Source organism: Pseudomonas sp. NFACC56-3, assembly GCF_900100025.1.
GTDB lineage: Bacteria > Pseudomonadota > Gammaproteobacteria > Pseudomonadales > Pseudomonadaceae > Aquipseudomonas > Aquipseudomonas fluorescens_AA.
This window is the reverse complement of sequence record NZ_FMTK01000004.1, coordinates 296,122-314,515: the sequence shown is the minus strand read 5'-3', so window position 1 is coordinate 314,515 and position 18,394 is coordinate 296,122. Positions and strand designations below refer to the sequence as shown.

14 protein-coding genes, 1 pseudogene and 1 riboswitch are annotated in these 18,394 nt (G+C 61.3%); of the genes and pseudogenes, 8 read left to right on the top strand and 7 right to left on the bottom strand.

Features of this window, described 5'->3' with window-relative positions; genetic code table 11:
• The first annotated feature begins 64 nt into the window (after positions 1 to 64).
• On the top strand, positions 65 to 1,252 hold the full coding sequence (locus tag BLO80_RS08885; RefSeq protein WP_092329765.1) for a murein transglycosylase A: 1,188 nt from the start codon (positions 65 to 67) through the stop codon (positions 1,250 to 1,252).
• A gap of 155 nt (positions 1,253 to 1,407) precedes the next feature.
• Here the strand turns inward: BLO80_RS08885 and BLO80_RS08880 are convergent, their stop codons facing one another.
• Both BLO80_RS08880 and BLO80_RS08875 read right to left on the bottom strand, forming a co-directional pair.
• The gene (locus BLO80_RS08880) at positions 1,408 to 1,791 is read right to left on the bottom strand and encodes an MAPEG family protein (protein WP_092329763.1); all 384 of its coding nucleotides are present in this window, start codon (positions 1,789 to 1,791) and stop codon (positions 1,408 to 1,410) included.
• A gap of 49 nt (positions 1,792 to 1,840) precedes the next feature.
• Positions 1,841 to 2,674 carry an EamA family transporter gene (locus tag BLO80_RS08875; RefSeq protein WP_092329760.1) on the bottom strand — a complete coding sequence of 278 codons (834 nt, stop codon included), beginning with the start codon at positions 2,672 to 2,674 and terminating at the stop codon, positions 1,841 to 1,843.
• Between the two features lie 303 nt (positions 2,675 to 2,977).
• On the opposite strand from BLO80_RS08875, the gene BLO80_RS08870 reads away from it, so the two are divergent.
• Together BLO80_RS08870 and BLO80_RS08865 are read left to right on the top strand one after the other, a co-directional pair.
• Positions 2,978 to 4,138, top strand: coding sequence for an MFS transporter (locus BLO80_RS08870; RefSeq protein ID WP_092329749.1), 1,161 nt, complete (start codon positions 2,978 to 2,980; stop codon positions 4,136 to 4,138).
• Between the two features lie 32 nt (positions 4,139 to 4,170).
• On the top strand, positions 4,171 to 6,324 hold the full coding sequence (locus BLO80_RS08865; RefSeq protein WP_256574167.1) for a patatin-like phospholipase family protein: 2,154 nt from the start codon (positions 4,171 to 4,173) through the stop codon (positions 6,322 to 6,324).
• Positions 6,325 to 6,362: 38 nt separating this feature from the next.
• On the opposite strand, the gene BLO80_RS08860 is transcribed toward BLO80_RS08865, so the two are convergent.
• Both BLO80_RS08860 and BLO80_RS08850 read right to left on the bottom strand, forming a co-directional pair.
• Positions 6,363 to 7,244, bottom strand: coding sequence for a formate/nitrite transporter family protein (locus tag BLO80_RS08860; RefSeq protein ID WP_092329745.1), 882 nt, complete (start codon positions 7,242 to 7,244; stop codon positions 6,363 to 6,365).
• Between the two features lie 253 nt (positions 7,245 to 7,497).
• Entirely contained in the window at positions 7,498 to 7,899 is a 402-nt protein-coding gene (locus BLO80_RS08850; protein ID WP_072346269.1) for an acyl-CoA thioesterase, read from the bottom strand.
• Positions 7,900 to 8,089: 190 nt separating this feature from the next.
• Positions 8,090 to 8,196, top strand: a riboswitch (S-adenosyl-L-homocysteine riboswitch).
• 23 nt (positions 8,197 to 8,219) lie between these two features.
• Between BLO80_RS08850 and ahcY the strand changes: the two genes are divergently transcribed.
• The 5 genes and pseudogenes from ahcY (at position 8,220) to BLO80_RS08825 (ending at position 14,861) form a co-directional block, all read left to right on the top strand.
• The gene (ahcY, locus tag BLO80_RS08845) at positions 8,220 to 9,629 is read left to right on the top strand and encodes an adenosylhomocysteinase (RefSeq protein WP_092204927.1); all 1,410 of its coding nucleotides are present in this window, start codon (positions 8,220 to 8,222) and stop codon (positions 9,627 to 9,629) included.
• A gap of 184 nt (positions 9,630 to 9,813) precedes the next feature.
• Positions 9,814 to 10,659, top strand: coding sequence for a methylenetetrahydrofolate reductase [NAD(P)H] (gene metF, locus BLO80_RS08840; RefSeq protein ID WP_092329741.1), 846 nt, complete (start codon positions 9,814 to 9,816; stop codon positions 10,657 to 10,659).
• 85 nt (positions 10,660 to 10,744) lie between these two features.
• On the top strand, positions 10,745 to 11,827 hold the full coding sequence (locus BLO80_RS08835; protein ID WP_092329740.1) for a hypothetical protein: 1,083 nt from the start codon (positions 10,745 to 10,747) through the stop codon (positions 11,825 to 11,827).
• A 123-nt stretch (positions 11,828 to 11,950) separates the two neighbouring features.
• A pseudogene (locus tag BLO80_RS08830) lies at positions 11,951 to 12,761 on the top strand (substrate-binding periplasmic protein); the annotation flags it as partial.
• Positions 12,762 to 12,992: 231 nt separating this feature from the next.
• Positions 12,993 to 14,861 (top strand): RNA helicase RhlE2, encoded by a 1,869-nt coding sequence (locus BLO80_RS08825; protein WP_092204931.1) that lies wholly within the window; start codon positions 12,993 to 12,995, stop codon positions 14,859 to 14,861.
• A 240-nt stretch (positions 14,862 to 15,101) separates the two neighbouring features.
• Here the strand turns inward: BLO80_RS08825 and BLO80_RS08820 are convergent, their stop codons facing one another.
• The 3 genes from BLO80_RS08820 to BLO80_RS08810 form a co-directional block, all read right to left on the bottom strand.
• The gene (locus BLO80_RS08820) at positions 15,102 to 15,698 is read right to left on the bottom strand and encodes a YceI family protein (protein WP_072405881.1); all 597 of its coding nucleotides are present in this window, start codon (positions 15,696 to 15,698) and stop codon (positions 15,102 to 15,104) included.
• Between the two features lie 32 nt (positions 15,699 to 15,730).
• Entirely contained in the window at positions 15,731 to 16,282 is a 552-nt protein-coding gene (locus tag BLO80_RS08815; protein WP_072405882.1) for a cytochrome b, read from the bottom strand.
• A gap of 310 nt (positions 16,283 to 16,592) precedes the next feature.
• Positions 16,593 to 18,347: a flavin monoamine oxidase family protein gene (locus BLO80_RS08810; protein ID WP_092329737.1), complete on the bottom strand. Its 1,755-nt coding sequence runs from the start codon at positions 18,345 to 18,347 to the stop codon at positions 16,593 to 16,595.
• Positions 18,348 to 18,394: the final 47 nt, after the last annotated feature.

Genomic DNA, 18,394 nt, shown 5'->3' with positions numbered 1-18,394 from the left:
CCTATCAACAATACGGGTTGTTCGAGCGCCTGACAGCGTCCGAATGGCTGCAAAGGAAATCTTCATGAACAGCCGCATCAAGCCCTGGCACAAAGGCCTGGCATTGACCCTACCGCTGATGGCACTGTTGGCCGGTTGCAACCGCGGCGAAAAGGTCGAAGAACCTCAGACCCACGCCCTCGCCACCTATGTCAGCGCCCCCTGGGAGGCGCTGCCGGCGGTGTCCGATGCAGACCTGCTGGCCGGTTTCGGTTCCTGGCGCAGCGCGTGCACCCGGCTCAAAGCCGATGCGACCTGGGGCCCGACCTGCGCAGCAGCGGCCAATGTGCCGCAAACCCCACAGGATATACGCAACTTCCTGAAACAGAACCTCGACGTCTATGGCCTGCGCTCAGGGGACAACAGCCCCAACGGCCTGATTACCGGCTATTACGAGCCGGTCTACCCCGGCAGCCTCACCCAGACCGCCACGGCGAATATCCCGGTTTACGGCGTACCTGAGGACATGATCATCGTGTCGCTGGACAGCCTCTACCCTGAGCTCAAGGGTAAACGCCTGCGCGGCCGCCTCGAAGGCCGGGTGCTCAAGCCGTACGACGACGCGGCCACCATCGAGACCAACGGCGTGAAGGCGCCGGTCATTGCTTGGCTGACCGACCCCATGAACCTGCAATTCCTGCAAATCCAGGGCTCGGGACGTATTCAATTGGCTGACGGCCGCCAACTGCGCATCGGCTATGCCGACCAGAACGGCCATCCTTACCGCCCCATCGGACGCTGGCTGGTCGAACAAGGCGAACTCAAGAAAGAAGACGTGACCATGGGCACCATCAGTGCCTGGGCCAAGGCCAACCCGAACCGCATTCCCGAACTGCTCGCCAGCAACCCCAGCTACGTGTTCTTCAACCGCAACCCCGATAGCAACGAAGGCCCGCGAGGCTCGCTGAATGTACCTCTGACCGCCGGCTACAGCGTGGCGGTGGACCGCAAGGTGATTCCGCTGGGCAGCCTGTTGTGGTTATCCACCACTCGTCCCGACGGCAGCGCCTTGAACCGCCCCGTCGCCGCCCAGGACACTGGTGGTGCGATTACCGGCGAAGTACGGGCGGACCTGTTCTGGGGCACGGGTGAAGCGGCGGGCCAACTGGCCGGGGACATGAAACAGCAGGGGCAGATCTGGATGCTCTGGCCCAAGGGCATGGCGTTGCCGCAAGTGCCTCAGGTGGCGAATGCAGTGGCCGCCACTCCCTGAAGAGAGGCGCTGATTGTTCCGGCCCCATCGCGAGCAAGCTCGCTCCCACATTGGATCTAGCCGCACACAAGCTATGTGTCCACTGGCGATCAACTGTGGGAGCGAGCTTGCTCGCGATAGGGCCAGCACAGACGCCGACGATTCAGCCGCCAGGTTCAAATCGAAACGAAGAAGAAACTCGCCACCAACCCTACCCCCACGAACCACACCAGCGAACGCAGAATCGCCCAGTCCGCCAGATAGCAAATGATGTAGAGCAGGCGGCTGGTGATGAACAGCACCGCCAGCACGTTGATGGTGACCAGTTCGGCGTTGCCGGCCAGGTGCGCGACGATCACGGCGGCGGCGAAAAACGGGCTGATTTCAAAGCTGTTCAGTTGCGCTGCGTAGGCACGCCGGGGAGCGCCGTCGAGTGAATCGAGAAAATCCCGCGGATCGTGATTATCCTGCAACCGGTATTTCCCACCGGCCTTGGCGATCGCGATACACAGGTAAGGCAGGAGAAAAGCAATCAACACACACCACAGGGCAACCGTCATACCGCACTTCCTTTTTGAGTTTTATAGAGAATCGAGCGCCAGGCGCCGGTCAGGCCTTCATCACCAGCATGCCGATCAGCACCAGTGCGCAGGCTAAGAGCCGCGGACGGCCAAAAGGTTCTTTCAGGTAGCGCATGCCAAACAACACCACCAGGATCACGCTGATCTCCCGCAGCGCCGCCGCTTCGGCGATCGACCCCAGTTGCATGGCCCATAGCACCAGAGCGTAGCTGAACAATACGCAGAATCCGACCGCCAACCCCAGCCGCCACTGTTCGTGCCAGAACCGCATGAACGCCGGTCGTTTGCTTACCAACGCCAGCAAGGGGAAGGGCCAGGCGCTGAGCAGCGTGACCCAGACCAGGTAATCCAGCGGATGGGACCAACGCCGCAGGGCGTGGCCGTCGATAAAGGTGTAGCAACCGATGCACAGGCCGATCAACGCCACCACCGGCAGCATCGACCAGGGCAGCCGGTCGCCGCCACCGCCCTGCCACAACAGGCAAAGCATGCCGAACGGGATCAGCAAAATACCGATGACCTGCTGGGTCGTCAGCGCTTCGCCAGCGAAAATAAACGTCAGGGCCAGCACCACCAGCGGCGACAGGCCACGCATCAGTGGATAGACCAACCCCAGGTCACCGACCCGATAAGCCTGGATCAGCAAATAACGGTACAACAGCTCGAACGCCGCCGAGGCCAGGACCCATGGCCAGATCTCCAACGGCGGCAATGCCACGAAACCCAGGGTCAACGCGACGAACAGCAGGGCGACGCTGTCCATGCACGCCACCACCAGCAAACGCTCGCCACTGAATTTGATCAGGGTATTCCACGCCGCGTGCAACAGCGCCGCTACCAACACCAAGGCCGTCGCAAGCACGGCACGCTCCTTGTCTTGTCCCCCCACCCGTAGGAGCTGCCGAAGGCAGCGATCTTTTGATCTTTCACGCCAGACTCAATTGTCAGTGGAAAGATCGCAGCCTCGCTGCATTCGACAGCGCCTACGATCAGCGGGGCTCATGAATTGATTCGCGATCGTTTATACTTCAAGCCGACCACGCCGCACTCAGTTGCGCATACCCCTAATTCCAATAATCTCGCGGTTGTCCCGTTCACTCGAACAGGGGCGCCGGCATGCGTATGCCTGATCAGAGCGTCAAGACTACAGACAGAGACCCTGCGCATGCCACTCGCCTTGCTTGCTTTGGCCGTTGCCGCTTTTGGCATCGGCACGACTGAATTCGTCATCATGGGGCTGTTGCCCGATGTCGCCCGGGACCTGGCCGTGAGCATCCCCCAGGCCGGGCTGCTGATCACCGGCTACGCCCTGGGCGTGGTGTTCGGCGCACCGATCCTGGCGATCGGCACCGCCAACATGCCGCGCAAGGCCACGCTGCTGGGCATGACCCTGATGTTCATTCTCGGCAATATGCTTTGCGCCCTGGCGCCGAACTACACCACGCTGATGGCCGCCCGGGTCATTACTGCGCTGTGCCACGGTGCATTCTTTGGCATTGGTTCGGTGGTGGCGGCCGGGCTGGTGGCGCCGAACAAACGGGCCCAGGCGATTGCCATGATGTTCACCGGCCTGACCCTGGCCAACGTGCTGGGCGTCCCGTTGGGCACGGCCCTGGGACAATACGCCGGCTGGCGCTCGACCTTCTGGGCGGTCTCGATCATCGGCGTGATCGCGGCCATTGCCCAATGGATCTGGCTGCCCAAGGAAATCCCCATGGACAAAGCCAACCTGGCCAGTGAGTTCAAGGTCCTGGGCAAGGTCAACGTGTTGCTCGCCCTGGGCATGAGCGTACTGGCCTCTACCAGTCTGTTCAGCGTGTTCACCTACATCGCGCCGATCCTGCAGGACATCACCGGTGTCAGCCCCCACGGCATCACCGTCATGCTGCTGTTGTTCGGCGTCGGCCTGACGGCCGGCAGCTTCCTCGGTGGACGCCTGGCGGACCGGCGCCTGCTGCCTGCGCTGGTGGGCATGGCCCTGGCCGTGGTGCTGGTGCTGGCCGCGTTCAGCCAGACCAGCCGGTCGGTGATCCCGGCGGCAATCACCCTGGTGCTATGGGGCATCTTCGCCTTCGCCCTGTGCCCGATCCTGCAATTGCTGATCATCGACCAGGCCCACGAAGCACCGAACCTCGGCTCCACACTCAACCAGAGCGCATTCAACCTGGGCAACGCCGCCGGGGCCTGGATGGGTGGGTTGGTGGTGGCCAGTGGTGCCGACCTGGCGGATCTACCCTGGACCGGAGCAGCGGTCGGCGGCCTCACGGTATTGACCGCCCTGTTCTTTATCCATCGACAACGACGCTTGGCGGCAGTCGCTGTTTGAGGAACTGAGAAATATGCCCTGCCGGTGAGCGAATGGGCAACGCGGTCAGTAAGACTTTGCCCCCATCCCTGCGAGCTGTTTTACCAACCTTCCAGAAGCCTTGTTCCAGAGGGCTTTCATTGAGATCCGCCGACTGCCGTTCGCAGCCGGCGGATATTTGTCCAATTGAGTCACAACGCAATTCGCCTTCAGATCTTGCTTACAGTTCGGCCCCCTCCCTCCCGGGCACACGGAACGAACCAATGCTAGCAATCTCGCAACACACCCCCTCCCTTCACACGTTTGAAAACGCAGGCCAGCTCGCAAAGCAAGCCATCCCTGAATGCCCCCAACAATTGGCATGCGGCGCGACAGACCGGTCGATCACCCTCGTTCGAAATGAAGACGGTAGCGCTCAAGTCAGTATCAATCGGCCTCCCATCACGGAACTGGTCCTGAGCGGCGGTGGCGCCAAGGGGGTGGCATATTCCGGCTTCGTCGATACGCTCGAAACCAACGGCATCATGGACAATATCAGAACGATTTCAGGCTCCTCTGCCGGGGCCATATCGGCAGCGTTGCTCGCCAGCGGTATGAATCATGCCGGCTTCGACAGGATTTCTGACGATATCCCTCTCATTTCCTTGCTCGACAGCACCAACGTTACTGTTCAGAAAATCCAGAGCGGATTGTCGAAGCTGGGCGAGAAACTGGAAAAACTCCCGCTGGCGCAACTGTTGTGTGATTTGCTGCCACGCCTGGGTTCCAAAGGGATGCCACTGGAGAAACTGATCAGGGAGGAGGCTTGCACATCGCTGTTGCAGCGTTGCAAAGAACACCCGGAGCCCCTTTCCGAAGACGCGCAACAAGCCGTTGCCAATGTGGAAAGGAACCAATACGTCACTTTTGCCGACCTGGCCGTCCTGAGCAAAGAGGTCCCGCAAATCAAATCCGTGGAAATCACCGGCACCGCCATGTTCGAGGAAGGCACGCAATTGGTGGTCTTCAGCGCGGACCTGACCCCCGATATGGACATTGCCGTGGCCGCGCATATCTCCGCGTCGCTGCCGGTGGTATTCAGCCAGCCGACCCTGCAAGGACAGCCGTTCCAAGCGATGGGCGCCACCACGGCATTTGCCGATGGCGGCATCCTGAACAACACACCGGTACCTGCCATCTACAACCCGGCCACCTCCATGAGCCCGATCCCGGACGGCGAGCCTTTGATTCTGGTATTCGAGGCTGAAGAGTCGGCCCAGGAAAACCCGCGAGGCACCGGCATCTCGGCCCTGATCGATCGGTTGCTCAAGGCTCCCCATACAGCCAGCGCTGCATGGCATGCCGAACAACTGAAGCGCTTTGCCGACAAGACCGTCGTCGTGCCGCTGATAACCGATAAAGGCAATTACTCTGGCCTGGTGAGTGGAACGATCAACTTCGGCATGTCCAAGGAGACCAAGAACCACCTCCAGGAAGAACTGCGCAAGGCTGTTCAAACCCACGTGGACGAGCGCAACGCCACGCAGCAGACCTTTTCGTTTGCCTCGGTCGAGGACGCCCTGTTGGCGTTGAGCGACAAGGACTTCGAGCCGCTGAGCGCAGAACTGGAAGGCGACGAAGCCTGCGCCGAGGTAGTCGCCTTCAGGCGCCACGCACTACTGGCGTTGACGCAATTGAAGGAAGCGATCCAGGTGGCCAACGAAACGTCCTCCAAGCTTGAACCCACTTCACAAATGCACATGGCCATCTGCGCCCTCGACCAGCTTGCGGATCAGCCCGGCAAGCTGGATTGGTTGGCAAAACGCCTCAACCACGGCAATGACCCGGACTTCATGCAGTTCCTGCAGGCTGCCGCCGAGTGGGACAGAGGCGCGACCAGCGCCATTTCCGAGGTGACCCGTCACGCCGTCGAGCAAATGCACCTGCACGACATTGGCACGCGCATCCATAACGTCGTGCAAAACGTGCTGAATCCCTCGCGCTTTATCGGCGGCCAGCCCGATGCGAACATCAAGCTGATAAAAGGGGCCATTCGGGACCTGCAGGAAGTGCAAGATCCAAAAGCCCGCAAAAACTCACTGGAGCAGAAGATCGCGTTCAACAATTCACTCGAACGGGTCATCGCCAACTACAGGTCGCGCTACACGGGGATGCTCGATCCGGAGTCGACAACCCGCAAGACACTGCGCAACATGCAATTCAAATAACCGCCGCTCACGCCGGGAGCCTGGGACCAGGTTCCCGCCTATTCCGAATCGCCGCGCCGCGCAGGCTTATCCGGGCGTTTATCTTTGGGCAGGCCGACTTCGCTGCGGATCTGTGCATGGCTGATCAAAGCGAAGATGAAGCTGCCGCCGACGATGTTGCCGGCCAGCGTCGGCCCGGCAAAGACCATCCAGAAGTCCTCCCAGGACAACTGGCCGGCGAACACCAGGTAGGACACTTCGGCCGAGCCGACGACGATGTGGGTGAAATCCCCCAGCGCCATGAGGTAGGTGATCAGAATGATGATCCACATCTTGGCGCTTTCCATGGAGGGGATCATCCAGACCATGGTGGCGATCATCCAGCCGGAAATGATGCCCTTGGCGAACATCTGGCCGGTGTCGTTCTCCATGACCTTGCGGCCGATTTCCAGGAAAGCCTGGTCGGTGCGCGGGTCGAAAATGGGCAGATGCAGCATCACGTAGGCCACCAGCAAGGTGCCGCACAGGTTACCCACCAGCACCACGCCCCAGAGCCGCAGCAACCGACCGAAGTTTGCCAACGTGGGTTTGCTCATGATCGGCAGCACGGCGGTCAGGGTGTTTTCGGTGAACAGTTGCTGGCGGGCCAGGATCACCGCGAGAAAGCCGGCGCAGTAACCGAAACTGGCGATGACCTTGAAGCCCTCGTGATCCGGCAGCCGGGAGCTGAGCAAGCCCATCGCCATCAGCGACAACCCCATGGTCAGCCCCGCCGCCAGGGCCGACCACCAGAGCGCGGCGATACTGCGTTCCAGCTCCAGATCGCCTTGGGTGCGGATGATTTCATGCAACACGGCCGCCCGCGGCGGCTGGTTACGGTCGACTTCGTGCTGCTCCTGAGCCGAAAGGTCAGGGGTCTTGCCGTCTTTATGAGTGTCCATGCAACTCCTGAAGCCGTGGCGTGATGTACCTACGACACGCGGCGCCCGGAGCTGTTCAGTGGTGCCCGAATACAAAATGTGGGAGCGAGCTTGCTCGCGATAGCGGTGGGTCTGTTTGCATCGGTGGTGAATGTGCAATCGTCATCGCGAGCAAGCTCGCTCCCACAGGGGAATTGGTGGCAAACCTGAATCTCGACCTCACCGCAGAACCCTTGTGGGAGCGAGCTTGCTCGCGATGACAGCGCCGCCGATCTCACTCGACGACATCATCCTTGAACTGGTCCTTGACGTACTTGATCTCGGTCCGGCCATGGGGCGCGGGCAAGCCGTCTTCGCCGAGGTTGACGAAGACCATTTTCTCCACGGTCAGGATGCTCTTGCGGGTGATCTTGTTGCGCACCTCGCAGGTCAGGGTGATGGAGGTGCGGCCAAACTCGGTGGCGGTGATGCCCAGCTCGATGATGTCGCCCTGGCGTGAAGCGCTGACGAAATTGATTTCCGAAATGTACTTGGTGACCACGCGCTGGTTGCCCAGTTGGACAATGGCGTAGATCGCCGCCTCCTCGTCGATCCAGCGCAACAGGCTGCCGCCGAACAGCGTGCCGTTGGGGTTGAGGTCTTCGGGCTTGACCCATTTGCGGGTGTGGAAATTCATGATCACTCCTGAGCGTCTGGTCGATGGATTGCTGCATCATGGCAGACCGCACGGCCAGGCTCTACGTCGCGGCCCCTATGACGGTCATCGGCAATTTCGATTTGCCGACAGAAACCCTTTTGGAAGATCCGATTAGCCCGTTATAATCGCCCCGCTTTACCCGGTCCACCCGTTGGACCGTTCCCGCCACCTGTCCGAGGGGCGCTGCAGCAGGCTCGACCTGTCAGGCTCGGATGGGGCGTTGTTTGTACGGGCCTGCCCGCACGGACACTAAACGCACAACGGCGCCCATTCGCATACATTACGAATGGAGACTCTTCATGAGCGCTGTTATCACGCCCGCAGCTTTTACCGATTACAAAGTCGCCGACATGTCCCTGGCTGCCTGGGGCCGTCGCGAAATCATCATCGCCGAATCCGAAATGCCAGCCCTGATGGGTCTGCGTCGCAAGTACTCTGGCGAACAGCCATTGAAAGGCGCAAAAATCCTCGGCTGCATCCACATGACCATCCAGACCGCTGTGCTGATCGAAACCCTGGTTGCCCTGGGTGCCGAAGTGCGCTGGTCGTCCTGCAACATCTTCTCGACCCAGGACCAGGCCGCTGCCGCCATCGCCGCCGCCGGTATCCCGGTATTCGCCTGGAAAGGCGAGACCGAGCAGGAGTACGAGTGGTGCCTGGAGCAGACCATCCTCAAGGATGGCCAGCCATGGGATGCCAACATGATCCTCGACGACGGCGGCGACCTGACCGAGCTGCTGCACAAGAAGTATGCCGCGGTACTGGACAAGGTCCATGGCGTCACCGAAGAGACCACCACCGGCGTTCACCGCCTGCTGGACATGCTGGCCAAGGGCGAACTGAAGATCCCGGCCATCAACGTCAACGACTCGGTGACCAAGAGCAAGAACGACAACAAGTACGGCTGCCGTCACAGCCTCAACGATGCCATCAAGCGCGGCACCGACCACCTGTTGTCGGGCAAGCAGGCGCTGGTGATCGGCTACGGTGACGTGGGCAAGGGTTCGTCCCAGTCCCTGCGCCAGGAAGGCATGATCGTCAAGGTGTCCGAAGTCGACCCGATCTGCGCCATGCAGGCTTGCATGGACGGTTTCGAGCTGGTTTCGCCGTTCATCGACGGGATCAACGACGGCACCGAAGCCAGCATCGACAAGGCGCTGCTGGGCAAGATCGACCTGATCGTGACCACCACCGGCAACGTCAATGTCTGCGATGCCAACATGCTCAAGGCCCTGAAGAAGCGCGCCGTGGTCTGCAACATCGGTCACTTCGACAACGAAATCGACACCGCTTTCATGCGCAAGAACTGGGCATGGGAAGAAGTGAAGCCACAGGTCCACAAGGTGCACCGCACCGGCACCGGCAGCTTCGACCCACAGAACGACGACTACCTGATCCTGCTGGCCGAAGGCCGCCTGGTTAACCTGGGCAACGCCACCGGTCACCCAAGCCGTATCATGGACGGTTCGTTCGCCAACCAGGTCCTGGCCCAGATCTTCCTGTTCGGCCAGAAATACGCCGACCTGTCGCCGGCCCAGAAAGCCGAGCGCCTGACCGTGGAAGTACTGCCCAAGAAACTCGACGAAGAAGTGGCCCTGGAAATGGTCCGCGGTTTCGGCGGCGTGGTCACCAAGCTGACCAAGCAACAGGCTGACTACATCGGCGTCACCGTCGAAGGCCCGTTCAAGCCGCACGCTTACCGCTACTGATCGGCACTGCTCCCCCACGGGAGCAGGCTTTTTTGTGGGAGCGAGCCTGCTCGCGATGCAGACACCTCGATCTGGCTGTCGGACCGAGGTGATACTAATCGCGAGCAGGCTCGCTCCCACACAAGCCCGCCTCTCAAGGCATGTGCAGGCCTCTCCGGCTTACGAGTTTTCCAAGGATATGACCATGTCCCAAGACCGTCGCTACAGCTTCGAGTTCTTCCCGACGAAGACCGATGCTGGGCATGAAAAACTGATTGCCACTGCCCGCCAGTTGGCCAGCTACAACCCCGACTTCTTCTCCTGCACCTATGGCGCCGGCGGTTCGACCCGTGATCGCACCCTGAACACCGTGTTGCAGCTCGAAAGCGAAGTCAAAGTTCCCGCGGCCCCTCACCTGTCCTGCGTCGGCGACAGCAAGGACGACCTGCGCAGCCTGTTGACCCAGTACAAGGCCGCCGGCATCAAGCGCATCGTTGCCCTGCGTGGCGACCTGCCGTCGGGCATGGGCATGGCCAGCGGTGAGCTGCGCCACGCCAACGAACTGGTGAGCTTCATTCGTGAGGAAACCGGCGAACACTTCCACGTCGAAGTGGCTGCGTATCCGGAAATGCACCCGCAAGCGCGCAACTTCGAAGACGATCTGCGCAATTTCGTGCGCAAGGCCAACGCTGGCGCCGACAGTGCCATCACTCAGTATTTCTTCAACGCCGACAGTTATTTCTACTTCGTCGAACGTATCCGCAAGCTGGGCGTCGACATTCCTGTCGTGCCGGGAATCATGCCGATCACCAACTACAGCAAGCTGGCGCGCTTCTCGGACGCGTGCGGTGCAGAAATCCCACGCTGGATTCGCAAACAACTGGAAGCCTATGGCGATGACTCCTTAAGCATCCAAAGCTTCGGCGAGGAAGTCATCACACAAATGTGTGAGCGTTTGTTGCAGGGCGGCGCACCGGGGCTGCATTTCTATACCCTTAACCAGGCCGAGCCCAGCCTCGCGGTATGGAACAACCTCAAGCTGCCGCGCTGAATTGACTTAATGCGGTGGTACAAAGAGGCCTTGGCGAAAACCAAGGCCTTTTTTTTAAGTATAGACATCTGGAGGATCGCAGTAGATGCCCAATGGTCACAGGCTAACGACCCCACAACTCATTTATCTGGTCTACGGGGCCGAAACCTATCACCAGGAAGCGTTGTTCAGCATCGCAAGCGCGTTGGCCGGTCTGCGCAAGACACCGGACGAAGCCTTGGATATCCAGGTGTTCACCGACAATCGCGCACCGTACGCAGGGCTGCCAGTGCGTTTGCGCCCGCTGGACAATGAAACCCGCCAGGCCTGGATCGAACCCCACGGGTATCACTTCCGTGCCAAGCACGTGGTGATGCGCAAAGTGCTCGAAGAAGCCGAAGTGGCGCTGCTGATCGACACCGACACTTTTTTCCATTGCTCCCCCCTCGAACTGTTTCGCCGCATCCAGCCTGGCACGTTGCTGTGCAACGCCTTCGGCCTGACGTATGGCGCCAACAAAGACGCCGGGCTTTACCTGGCACTGGCCGACACACTGCGCCAGCGTCAGCTGGCGGACGACGACACGCCCTTGCTGAACTCCGGGGTCATTGGTCTCAACTGCGTCGATGCATCAGTCCTGGATCGCTCGATCGCCCTGATGGATGAGCTGTATCCATTGGCGAAGGGTGCCTACACGCTGGAAGAATTCTGCCTTTCGGTGGCGGCCTATCGCTCGGTGCGGGTGCGCGAGTGCCCGGACCTGATCCACCACTATTGGAGCCGCAAGCAGCTGTTCCGCGCCAAGACCAAAGCCTGGCTCGACAAACACGGTGCCGCACCCACGTGCCACCAGGCCCTGGATGAAACCGGCCAAGTCACTGCCACCCTGCCTCGGCCGCCGGCCTTCCAACGCCTGGCCTATAAGTTCATCACCCTGGGGCTGCCCAGCCATAAACGCCAGTTCATGCGTGAGATCCTCTATGGCTGCTATCGCCATACCAACGAGTTCGACCAGGCCTGCGCCCCGGTCTGGTGGGAAAAAGCCCTGGAGAATGTCGAACATCGCCTGGAAAAATCGCTGCAGGACCATGAGCTCAAACGCTGGCTCGATCATCCGCTGATTCGCCTCGTGCTGGGTGAGCGCCGCGAAGCCATCTATGCGCACCTGATGCAGGCAAAAGGCAACTAGTGGCCTGCATGGTGAGTCGTCAGTTCAAATTCGCAGAAGTCGACTCACTCACCAAACAGGCCACCAGAGCACAGGCCAGAGCGCTCTAGCTATTTGATGAGCTCTCGTCGTAACCTCAGGCCCATGCCCGTCATTGTCCAGCTGCTGACCACCCTTCTTCTCTTGTGCCTGAGCGTGACCGCCCAGGCCGAAAAGTTGCGCATTGTCACCGAACCCTGGGCGCCTTATGTCTACGAAGAGAACGGCAAGATGCTCGGCCTGGACTACGAAACCACGGCCATTGTGTTCAAGCGCCTGGGCATCGATGTGGAATGGCAGTTCCTGCCCTGGAAGCGGTGCCTGGCGATGCTGGAACAAGGGTTGGCGGACGGTGCGCTGGACATTTTCCACAGCGATGAGCGCGATGCCCTGTTGCTTTACCCCAGCGAACCGCTGTCGGACGTGGAATTCGTGATGTTCTACGCCAACGCCCGCCCCCATCCGTTTCGCACGCTCGACGACCTGGGCGGCCTGACCGTTGGTACGTCGCCCGGTTACCTGTACAGCCAGGCCTTCAGTGAGTCGACCCTGTTCAAACGTGAAGCCGCGCCCACCCACGAAGCCAACTTCGGCAAGTTGCAACTGGGTCGGATCGACCTGCTCATCACCGACCGCAGGGTCGGCCGACATGTACTCGAACAAATGCAGTTGGGCGATCAGATCACCGAAAACCCGGTGGTGGTGAGCCGTCAAAGCCAATACCTGGCGGTGCGGCGCAATGCCGGGATGGATTTGCTGGTGCAGCGCTTCAGTGCCGAACTCAAGCGTTTCAAGCGCGAACCAGCCTATGCCGAACTGAGCGCCCGCTACGGCGCAGGCGCTATGGCCAAGGCCACCTCGCCCGGCCGGGCCAGCACTGAAATAAACCGTTGAGCAGCAGGAAAGCGGCGCGAGGCGTTTGCTCTGTTATACTCCGGCCTTCCCGCCAGGCTCACGCCCGGACGCCCGGCCTTGCAAAAGGCATCCCGACACCGCTACAGCGCCGCCTACGGCCCGCGCGAGCCTTGTCCGGACCCGCCTTCGAGGCCCGGCAGGACCGGACGGGATGACGTCTTTTGGTTGAACGTCATTCGCGCCCGGCAAGACTATCCCATTGGGCCAGGCCCTCACTAAAACAGGATTACTCATGTCCTTTGCTTCCCTCGGTCTCTCCGAGGCTTTAGTCGGCGCCATCGAAGCCGCCGGCTATACCCAGCCTACCCCGGTGCAACAGCGGGCCATTCCCGCCGTGTTGCAAGGTCGCGACCTGATGGTCGCGGCGCAGACAGGCACTGGTAAAACCGGTGGTTTCGCCCTTCCGATCCTGGAGCGGTTGTTTCCCAACGGTCACCCAGACAAATCCCAGCGTCATGGCCCGCGCCAACCGCGCGTACTGGTCCTGACCCCCACCCGCGAACTGGCGGCCCAGGTACACGAGAGCTTCAAGGTCTACGCTCGCGACCTGAAGTTCGTCAGCGCCTGCATTTTTGGCGGCGTCGGCATGAACCCCCAGGTCCAGGCCATGTCCCGTGGCGTCGATGTACTGGTGGCCTGCCCCGGTCGCCTGCTGGACCTGGCCGGCCAGGGCAGCGTCGATTTGTCCCACGTTGAAATCCTCGTGCTGGACGAAGCCGACCGCATGCTCGACATGGGCTTCGTCCATGACGTGAAGAAAGTCCTCGCCCGCCTGCCCGCCAAGCGTCAGAACCTGCTGTTTTCGGCGACGTTCTCCAAGGACATCACCGACCTGGCCGGCAAGCTGCTGCACAACCCGGAGCGCATCGAAGTCACGCCGCCGAACACCACGGTCGAGCGTATCGAGCAGCGGGTGTTCCGCCTGGCGGCCAGCCACAAGCGTGCCCTGCTGGCGCACCTGATTACCGCCGGCGCCTGGGAACAGGTCCTGGTCTTCACCCGCACCAAGCACGGCGCCAATCGCCTGGCCGAGTACCTGGACAAGCACGGCCTGCCAGCCGTGGCGATCCACGGCAACAAGAGCCAGAACGCCCGCACCAAGGCCCTGGCCGACTTCAAGGCTGGCGAAGTGCGCATTCTGGTGGCCACCGATATCGCGGCCCGTGGCCTGGACATCGACCAGTTGCCCCACGTGGTCAACTTCGAGCTGCCGAACGTCGATGAAGATTACGTTCACCGTATCGGCCGTACCGGCCGGGCCGGTCGTTCGGGCGAAGCGATCTCGCTGGTCGCGCCGGACGAAGAAAAGCTGCTCAAAAGCATCGAGCGCATGACCAAGCAGAAAATTGCCGACGGCGACCTGATGGGCTTCGATGCCAGCACCATCGAAGCCGAGAAGCCTGAAGTACGCGAACGTCCGGATGTGCGTAATCCGCGTAATGCCCGTGGCCCACGGGGCGACGGTCCGAACGGCGGCGGTGGCGGCGGTGGTCGCAAAGACAAAGGCAAGGACAAGGGCAAGGAAAAATCGGCCAGCAACAGCAATGGCCGTGGCGAACGCCCTGCCCGCGAGCAGAAGCCCCGCGAAGGCACCCCGGCCCGTGAGCAGCAGCGCCCGGCTCCGCGCGCCGCAGCCGATCGTGCCCCGGACGAGTTCCTGGATGACGATGTCGATAACTTCGGTAACCGCGTCGACTACGTGCCACAACAGAAACCGGCCCAGGGCCGCGGTCGCCGTCCGGGTGCCCCGGCACAGGGCGCAGGTGCAGGCGCACCGCGCAGTGGCCAGCCACAGGGTCGCCAGAACGGTCCGCGCAACAGCAACGGCTCGTCTACCGGCACACCACCGGCCAAGCGCAGTGGCCCACGCAACGGCGCCCCCCGTGACGGCCAGGCCCGTCGCGACGACACCCGCCCACGCCGTCCGGCCCGTGACGACCAGCCTCGCCAGGAACCCGCCGTGCAGAACCCACGCAGCAACCAGCCGAAGATCATGCACAAGGAATCGAAAGCCGATCGCTTCCCGACACCTGAACAGCTGGATCAACTGCCAAGCCGTCCACGGGGCGAGAAACCGGCATTGCTGACGCGCAATCGCTGAGTTTTCCCAAGCTATGAAAAAGCCCCGGGTCTCGCGACCCGGGGCTTTTTTTGGCCGAAACATTCCAAATGTGGGAGCGAGCTTGCTCGCGATAGCGGTATGTCAGTCAACATCAAGTCGACTGGTAAGACGCCATCGCGAGCAAGCTCGCTCCCACAGGGTTCTCTGTGTTGCCAAATCCGCGTAATAAAAAACGCCCCTGGTCCCAAGACCAGGGGCGTTTTTTGTCAGGCGCGAAGATTACTTCGCTTTGACACCTTCAAACGAGACGTACAGTTCGACCGCGTCGGAGGTTGGACCCAGGTCTTTCTGCTTGCCGAAGTCCGAACGCTTGATGCTGGTGGTGCCTTCGAAGCCAGCACGGTAGCCGCCCCACGGGTCCTTGCCTTCACCCAGGAAGGTGGCCTTGACCACGACCGGCTTGGTCACGCCCAGCAGGGTCAGGTCACCGGTCACATCGGCGGTTTCCTTGCCATCAGCGTTCTTGCCAGTAGGCTTGACGCTGGTGGAAACGAAGGTGGCCTTGCCGAATTTGCTGGCGTTCAGGAAGTCAGCGCTGGCGATGTGCTTGTCGCGCTCGGCGTGGTTGGTGAACACACTGGCGGTATTCACGTTGAACTCGATCTTGCTGGCTTCAGGCTTGGCGGCGTCGAAGCTGAACTTGCCGTCGATGTCCTTGAAGGTACCCGTGATGTAGCTATAGCCCAGGTGGCTGATCTTGAAGTCGACGAAGGCGTGCTGGCCTTCCTTGTCGACCACGTAGTCGGCAGCCATGGCCTGGCCGGCAGACAGCAGGGCAGAACCGATTGCCAGGGCGGCGAGCGTCTTTTTCAACATGCTTTCTATTCCTTTGGAGTCGAGGTTGAACATCAGGCTTGGCGCCCCAGCATTCGCTTGAGGGTCGCGTCACGGTCGATAAAGTGGTGTTTCAATGCTGCCAACGCATGAAGGCCGGAAAAAATGACCAGCGCCCATGCCAGGTAGAAGTGGATCTCACCGGCGACGTCTGCCTGATCGGGCAGTCCGGATACCAGCGCGGGCACTTCAAACAAACCAAACACCGGAATCCCGACACCGTCTGCGGTGGAAATCAGGTAACCGGCAATCATCACGGCGAACAACCCGAGATACAGTGCGCTATGGCCAAGCTTGGCGCCGACGCGGGTCAGGCGGCCATAGGTCGGCAGGGTCGGCGGCGGCGGGCTGACAAACCGCCAGACCACCCGCAGCAACATGACCGCCAGCAGCACCAGGCCAATGCTCTTGTGCAGGTCCGGCGCGTCTTTGCGCCAGGTGCTGTAGTAATCCAGGCCGACCATCCACAGGCCCAGGGCGAACAGCCCGTACACCACCAGCGCAACGCCCCAGTGCACAGCGATACTGACCCAGCCATAGCGAGAAGAAGAGTTGCGAAGCTGCATTGCTCATATCCTGTAAAAACTGAGATCAAGACTAGCGAGTTATCTATCGATTTAAAGCGGAAATTTTCGCTTTGAAATATCGAGAAATACGATCATCAGTCTGGAAGGGGTGGGTTAAGGAAAGATTAAAGCCAATACGGTGTGTGATATCAGTTGCATCTGGAGTCCTCATCGCGAGCAAGCTCGCTCCCACAAGGACTGCGTTCGGCCTGCCACCGCCGCCCCATGTGGGAGCGAGCTTGCTCGCGATGGCGACTCACAGGCAAAAAAAAAGCGCGGCTGACACGCCGCGCTTTTTCGTCACCGAGCCTTACTGAGCCTTGGTCTCAGTCGCTGCCGGGGTTGTCGCAGCCGGTTTCTTCGCCGGCGCGGCTTTCTTCACCGGCGCTTTTTTAGCCGGGGTCTTGGCGGCAGGTTTTTTCGCGGCCGGTTTGGTTGTGGTTTTCTTGGCGGGCTCAACCTTCGCCGGAGCCGCGGGTACTGTTGGCGCAACCGGCGCTGGAGCGGGTACCGGCGCAGGGGTTGGGGCCGGAGCAGGTGTTACCGGCTCTGGCGCCTTGACCGGCTCCGGCTTCTTGTCGTCATCCGAGCCACCAAACAAGTTGCTGAAGAAGTTGCCCTTCTTCGCCGCCACCGCACCGGCAGCTGCGGCCGTTGCCGCCGGCGCGACCTTGGCCGGCTCGAACGACTTGCCGGCCGCCAGGTCTTCAACCTGGCTGGCGGCCCGCTGGCCGCTGCGCAATGCGCCTTCCAGGGTGCCCGGATACAGGGTGTCGGTGTGTTCGCCGGCAAAGGCTACACGCTGCAACGGTTTTTCCCACAGGCGCCAGTACTTGCTGATCTGGCCCGGGCCAAAGGCCAGGTACGCGCCGCCCGTGGACGGGTCGGTGCTGTAGCGGCGGATTTCATAGCCGGTGAACGCGCCACGGGCCTGTGGATAAAACGCGTGCAGGCGGATCAGCACCTGATCGACCATCTGCTTGTCGCCGAAGGCCTGCATCACCCGGGCGTTGTCGCCGGACAGGTTGATGACCACGTTGGCGCCGCCCTTCATGGCCGGCTCGATCCACATCATGCCCAGGCCGGCGTTGCTGTAGATTTCGCCCGACATGCGTGCCTTGCTGTCCCAGACGGGGTTCTTGAACTTGAGCATGATCTGGTCGCGCCAACCGTAGTTGGTGCCCTTGATCGCGCCTTGATGCTGGGCGTCCAGGGCCGGGGTCAACTGGATCTTGCTCAGCGCCCGCAACGGCACCGCCAGCACCACGTAGTCAGCCTGGTAACCCACGCTGCCGACCTTGACGGTCACGCCGTCCTTGTCCTGGGAGATGGCCGACACCGGCGAGTTGGTCTTGATGGTTTTCAGTTGCTTGACGAACGCCTGGGCCAGTACCGGACTGCCGCCGAGCAGGCGCGAGGCGCGCAGGTCGCGGTCGGACACGCCCCGATAGACTCGGCTCTGCTGTGCGAAATACAGCAGTGACAAGCGCGAAGGCTCGTCATAACGGGTGCGAATCTCCTGGTTCACCAACTGCCGCGCCGTGGCTGGCAGTTGCAGACGATCGAGCCAGTTGGAGACGGTGATCTGGTCCAGGGCGTGCAACGTGTTGTTGGCCGCCGGGTTCTGCGGGTCTTCGATGGAGCGCGCCAGGTCGTCCAGGGTGGTTTCGTAGCGCTTGAGGGCTTCGGCGGTGGCCGGCTGCTTGGTCGCCAGGTCGGCGGCGGTGAAGTAGGTGCCGTCGATCAGGTAGCTGGGGGTACGCACGAATTCCGGGGCCGGCGTGGTGCTCAGCTTGAAGGTCGAGACGTATTTGTTCAGCACCGGCTGCGTCTTCTCATTGCCGATCCACTCGCTGGTGGCCATGCCCGAGCGACCGCCCAGGTCCGGCTTGGCTTCCAGCAGCGTCACGGCCCAGCCTTTGTTCTGCAGCTCATAGGCCGCGGTGAGTCCCGCCAGGCCGCCGCCGATGACGATGGCCGTCGGTTGCTTGTCCTTGGCCAGCGCCGAAACGCTGAACAGCCCTATCATCACCAGCGCACAGGCGCGCAGCCAACCAGCAGACATTCAACGAACTCCGGAGTAAACGTAGGTAGTTTCAGTTTTTCGAGCCA

What these genes read in the sequence shown, in the direction of transcription:
- BLO80_RS08885 (WP_092329765.1), top strand. Translation starts at nt 65, where the DNA reads ATGAACAGCCGCATCAAGCCCTGGCACAAAGGCCTGGCATTGACCCTA.
- BLO80_RS08880 (WP_092329763.1), bottom strand. Translation starts at nt 1,791, where the DNA reads ATGACGGTTGCCCTGTGGTGTGTGTTGATTGCTTTTCTCCTGCCTTAC.
- BLO80_RS08870 (WP_092329749.1), top strand. Translation starts at nt 2,978, where the DNA reads ATGCCACTCGCCTTGCTTGCTTTGGCCGTTGCCGCTTTTGGCATCGGC.
- BLO80_RS08865 (WP_256574167.1), top strand. Translation starts at nt 4,171, where the DNA reads ATGGGCAACGCGGTCAGTAAGACTTTGCCCCCATCCCTGCGAGCTGTT.
- BLO80_RS08860 (WP_092329745.1), bottom strand. Translation starts at nt 7,244, where the DNA reads ATGGACACTCATAAAGACGGCAAGACCCCTGACCTTTCGGCTCAGGAG.
- BLO80_RS08850 (WP_072346269.1), bottom strand. Translation starts at nt 7,899, where the DNA reads ATGAATTTCCACACCCGCAAATGGGTCAAGCCCGAAGACCTCAACCCC.
- ahcY (WP_092204927.1), top strand. Translation starts at nt 8,220, where the DNA reads ATGAGCGCTGTTATCACGCCCGCAGCTTTTACCGATTACAAAGTCGCC.
- metF (WP_092329741.1), top strand. Translation starts at nt 9,814, where the DNA reads ATGTCCCAAGACCGTCGCTACAGCTTCGAGTTCTTCCCGACGAAGACC.
- BLO80_RS08835 (WP_092329740.1), top strand. Translation starts at nt 10,745, where the DNA reads ATGCCCAATGGTCACAGGCTAACGACCCCACAACTCATTTATCTGGTC.
- BLO80_RS08825 (WP_092204931.1), top strand. Translation starts at nt 12,993, where the DNA reads ATGTCCTTTGCTTCCCTCGGTCTCTCCGAGGCTTTAGTCGGCGCCATC.
- BLO80_RS08820 (WP_072405881.1), bottom strand. Translation starts at nt 15,698, where the DNA reads ATGTTGAAAAAGACGCTCGCCGCCCTGGCAATCGGTTCTGCCCTGCTG.
- BLO80_RS08815 (WP_072405882.1), bottom strand. Translation starts at nt 16,282, where the DNA reads ATGCAGCTTCGCAACTCTTCTTCTCGCTATGGCTGGGTCAGTATCGCT.
- BLO80_RS08810 (WP_092329737.1), bottom strand. Translation starts at nt 18,347, where the DNA reads ATGTCTGCTGGTTGGCTGCGCGCCTGTGCGCTGGTGATGATAGGGCTG.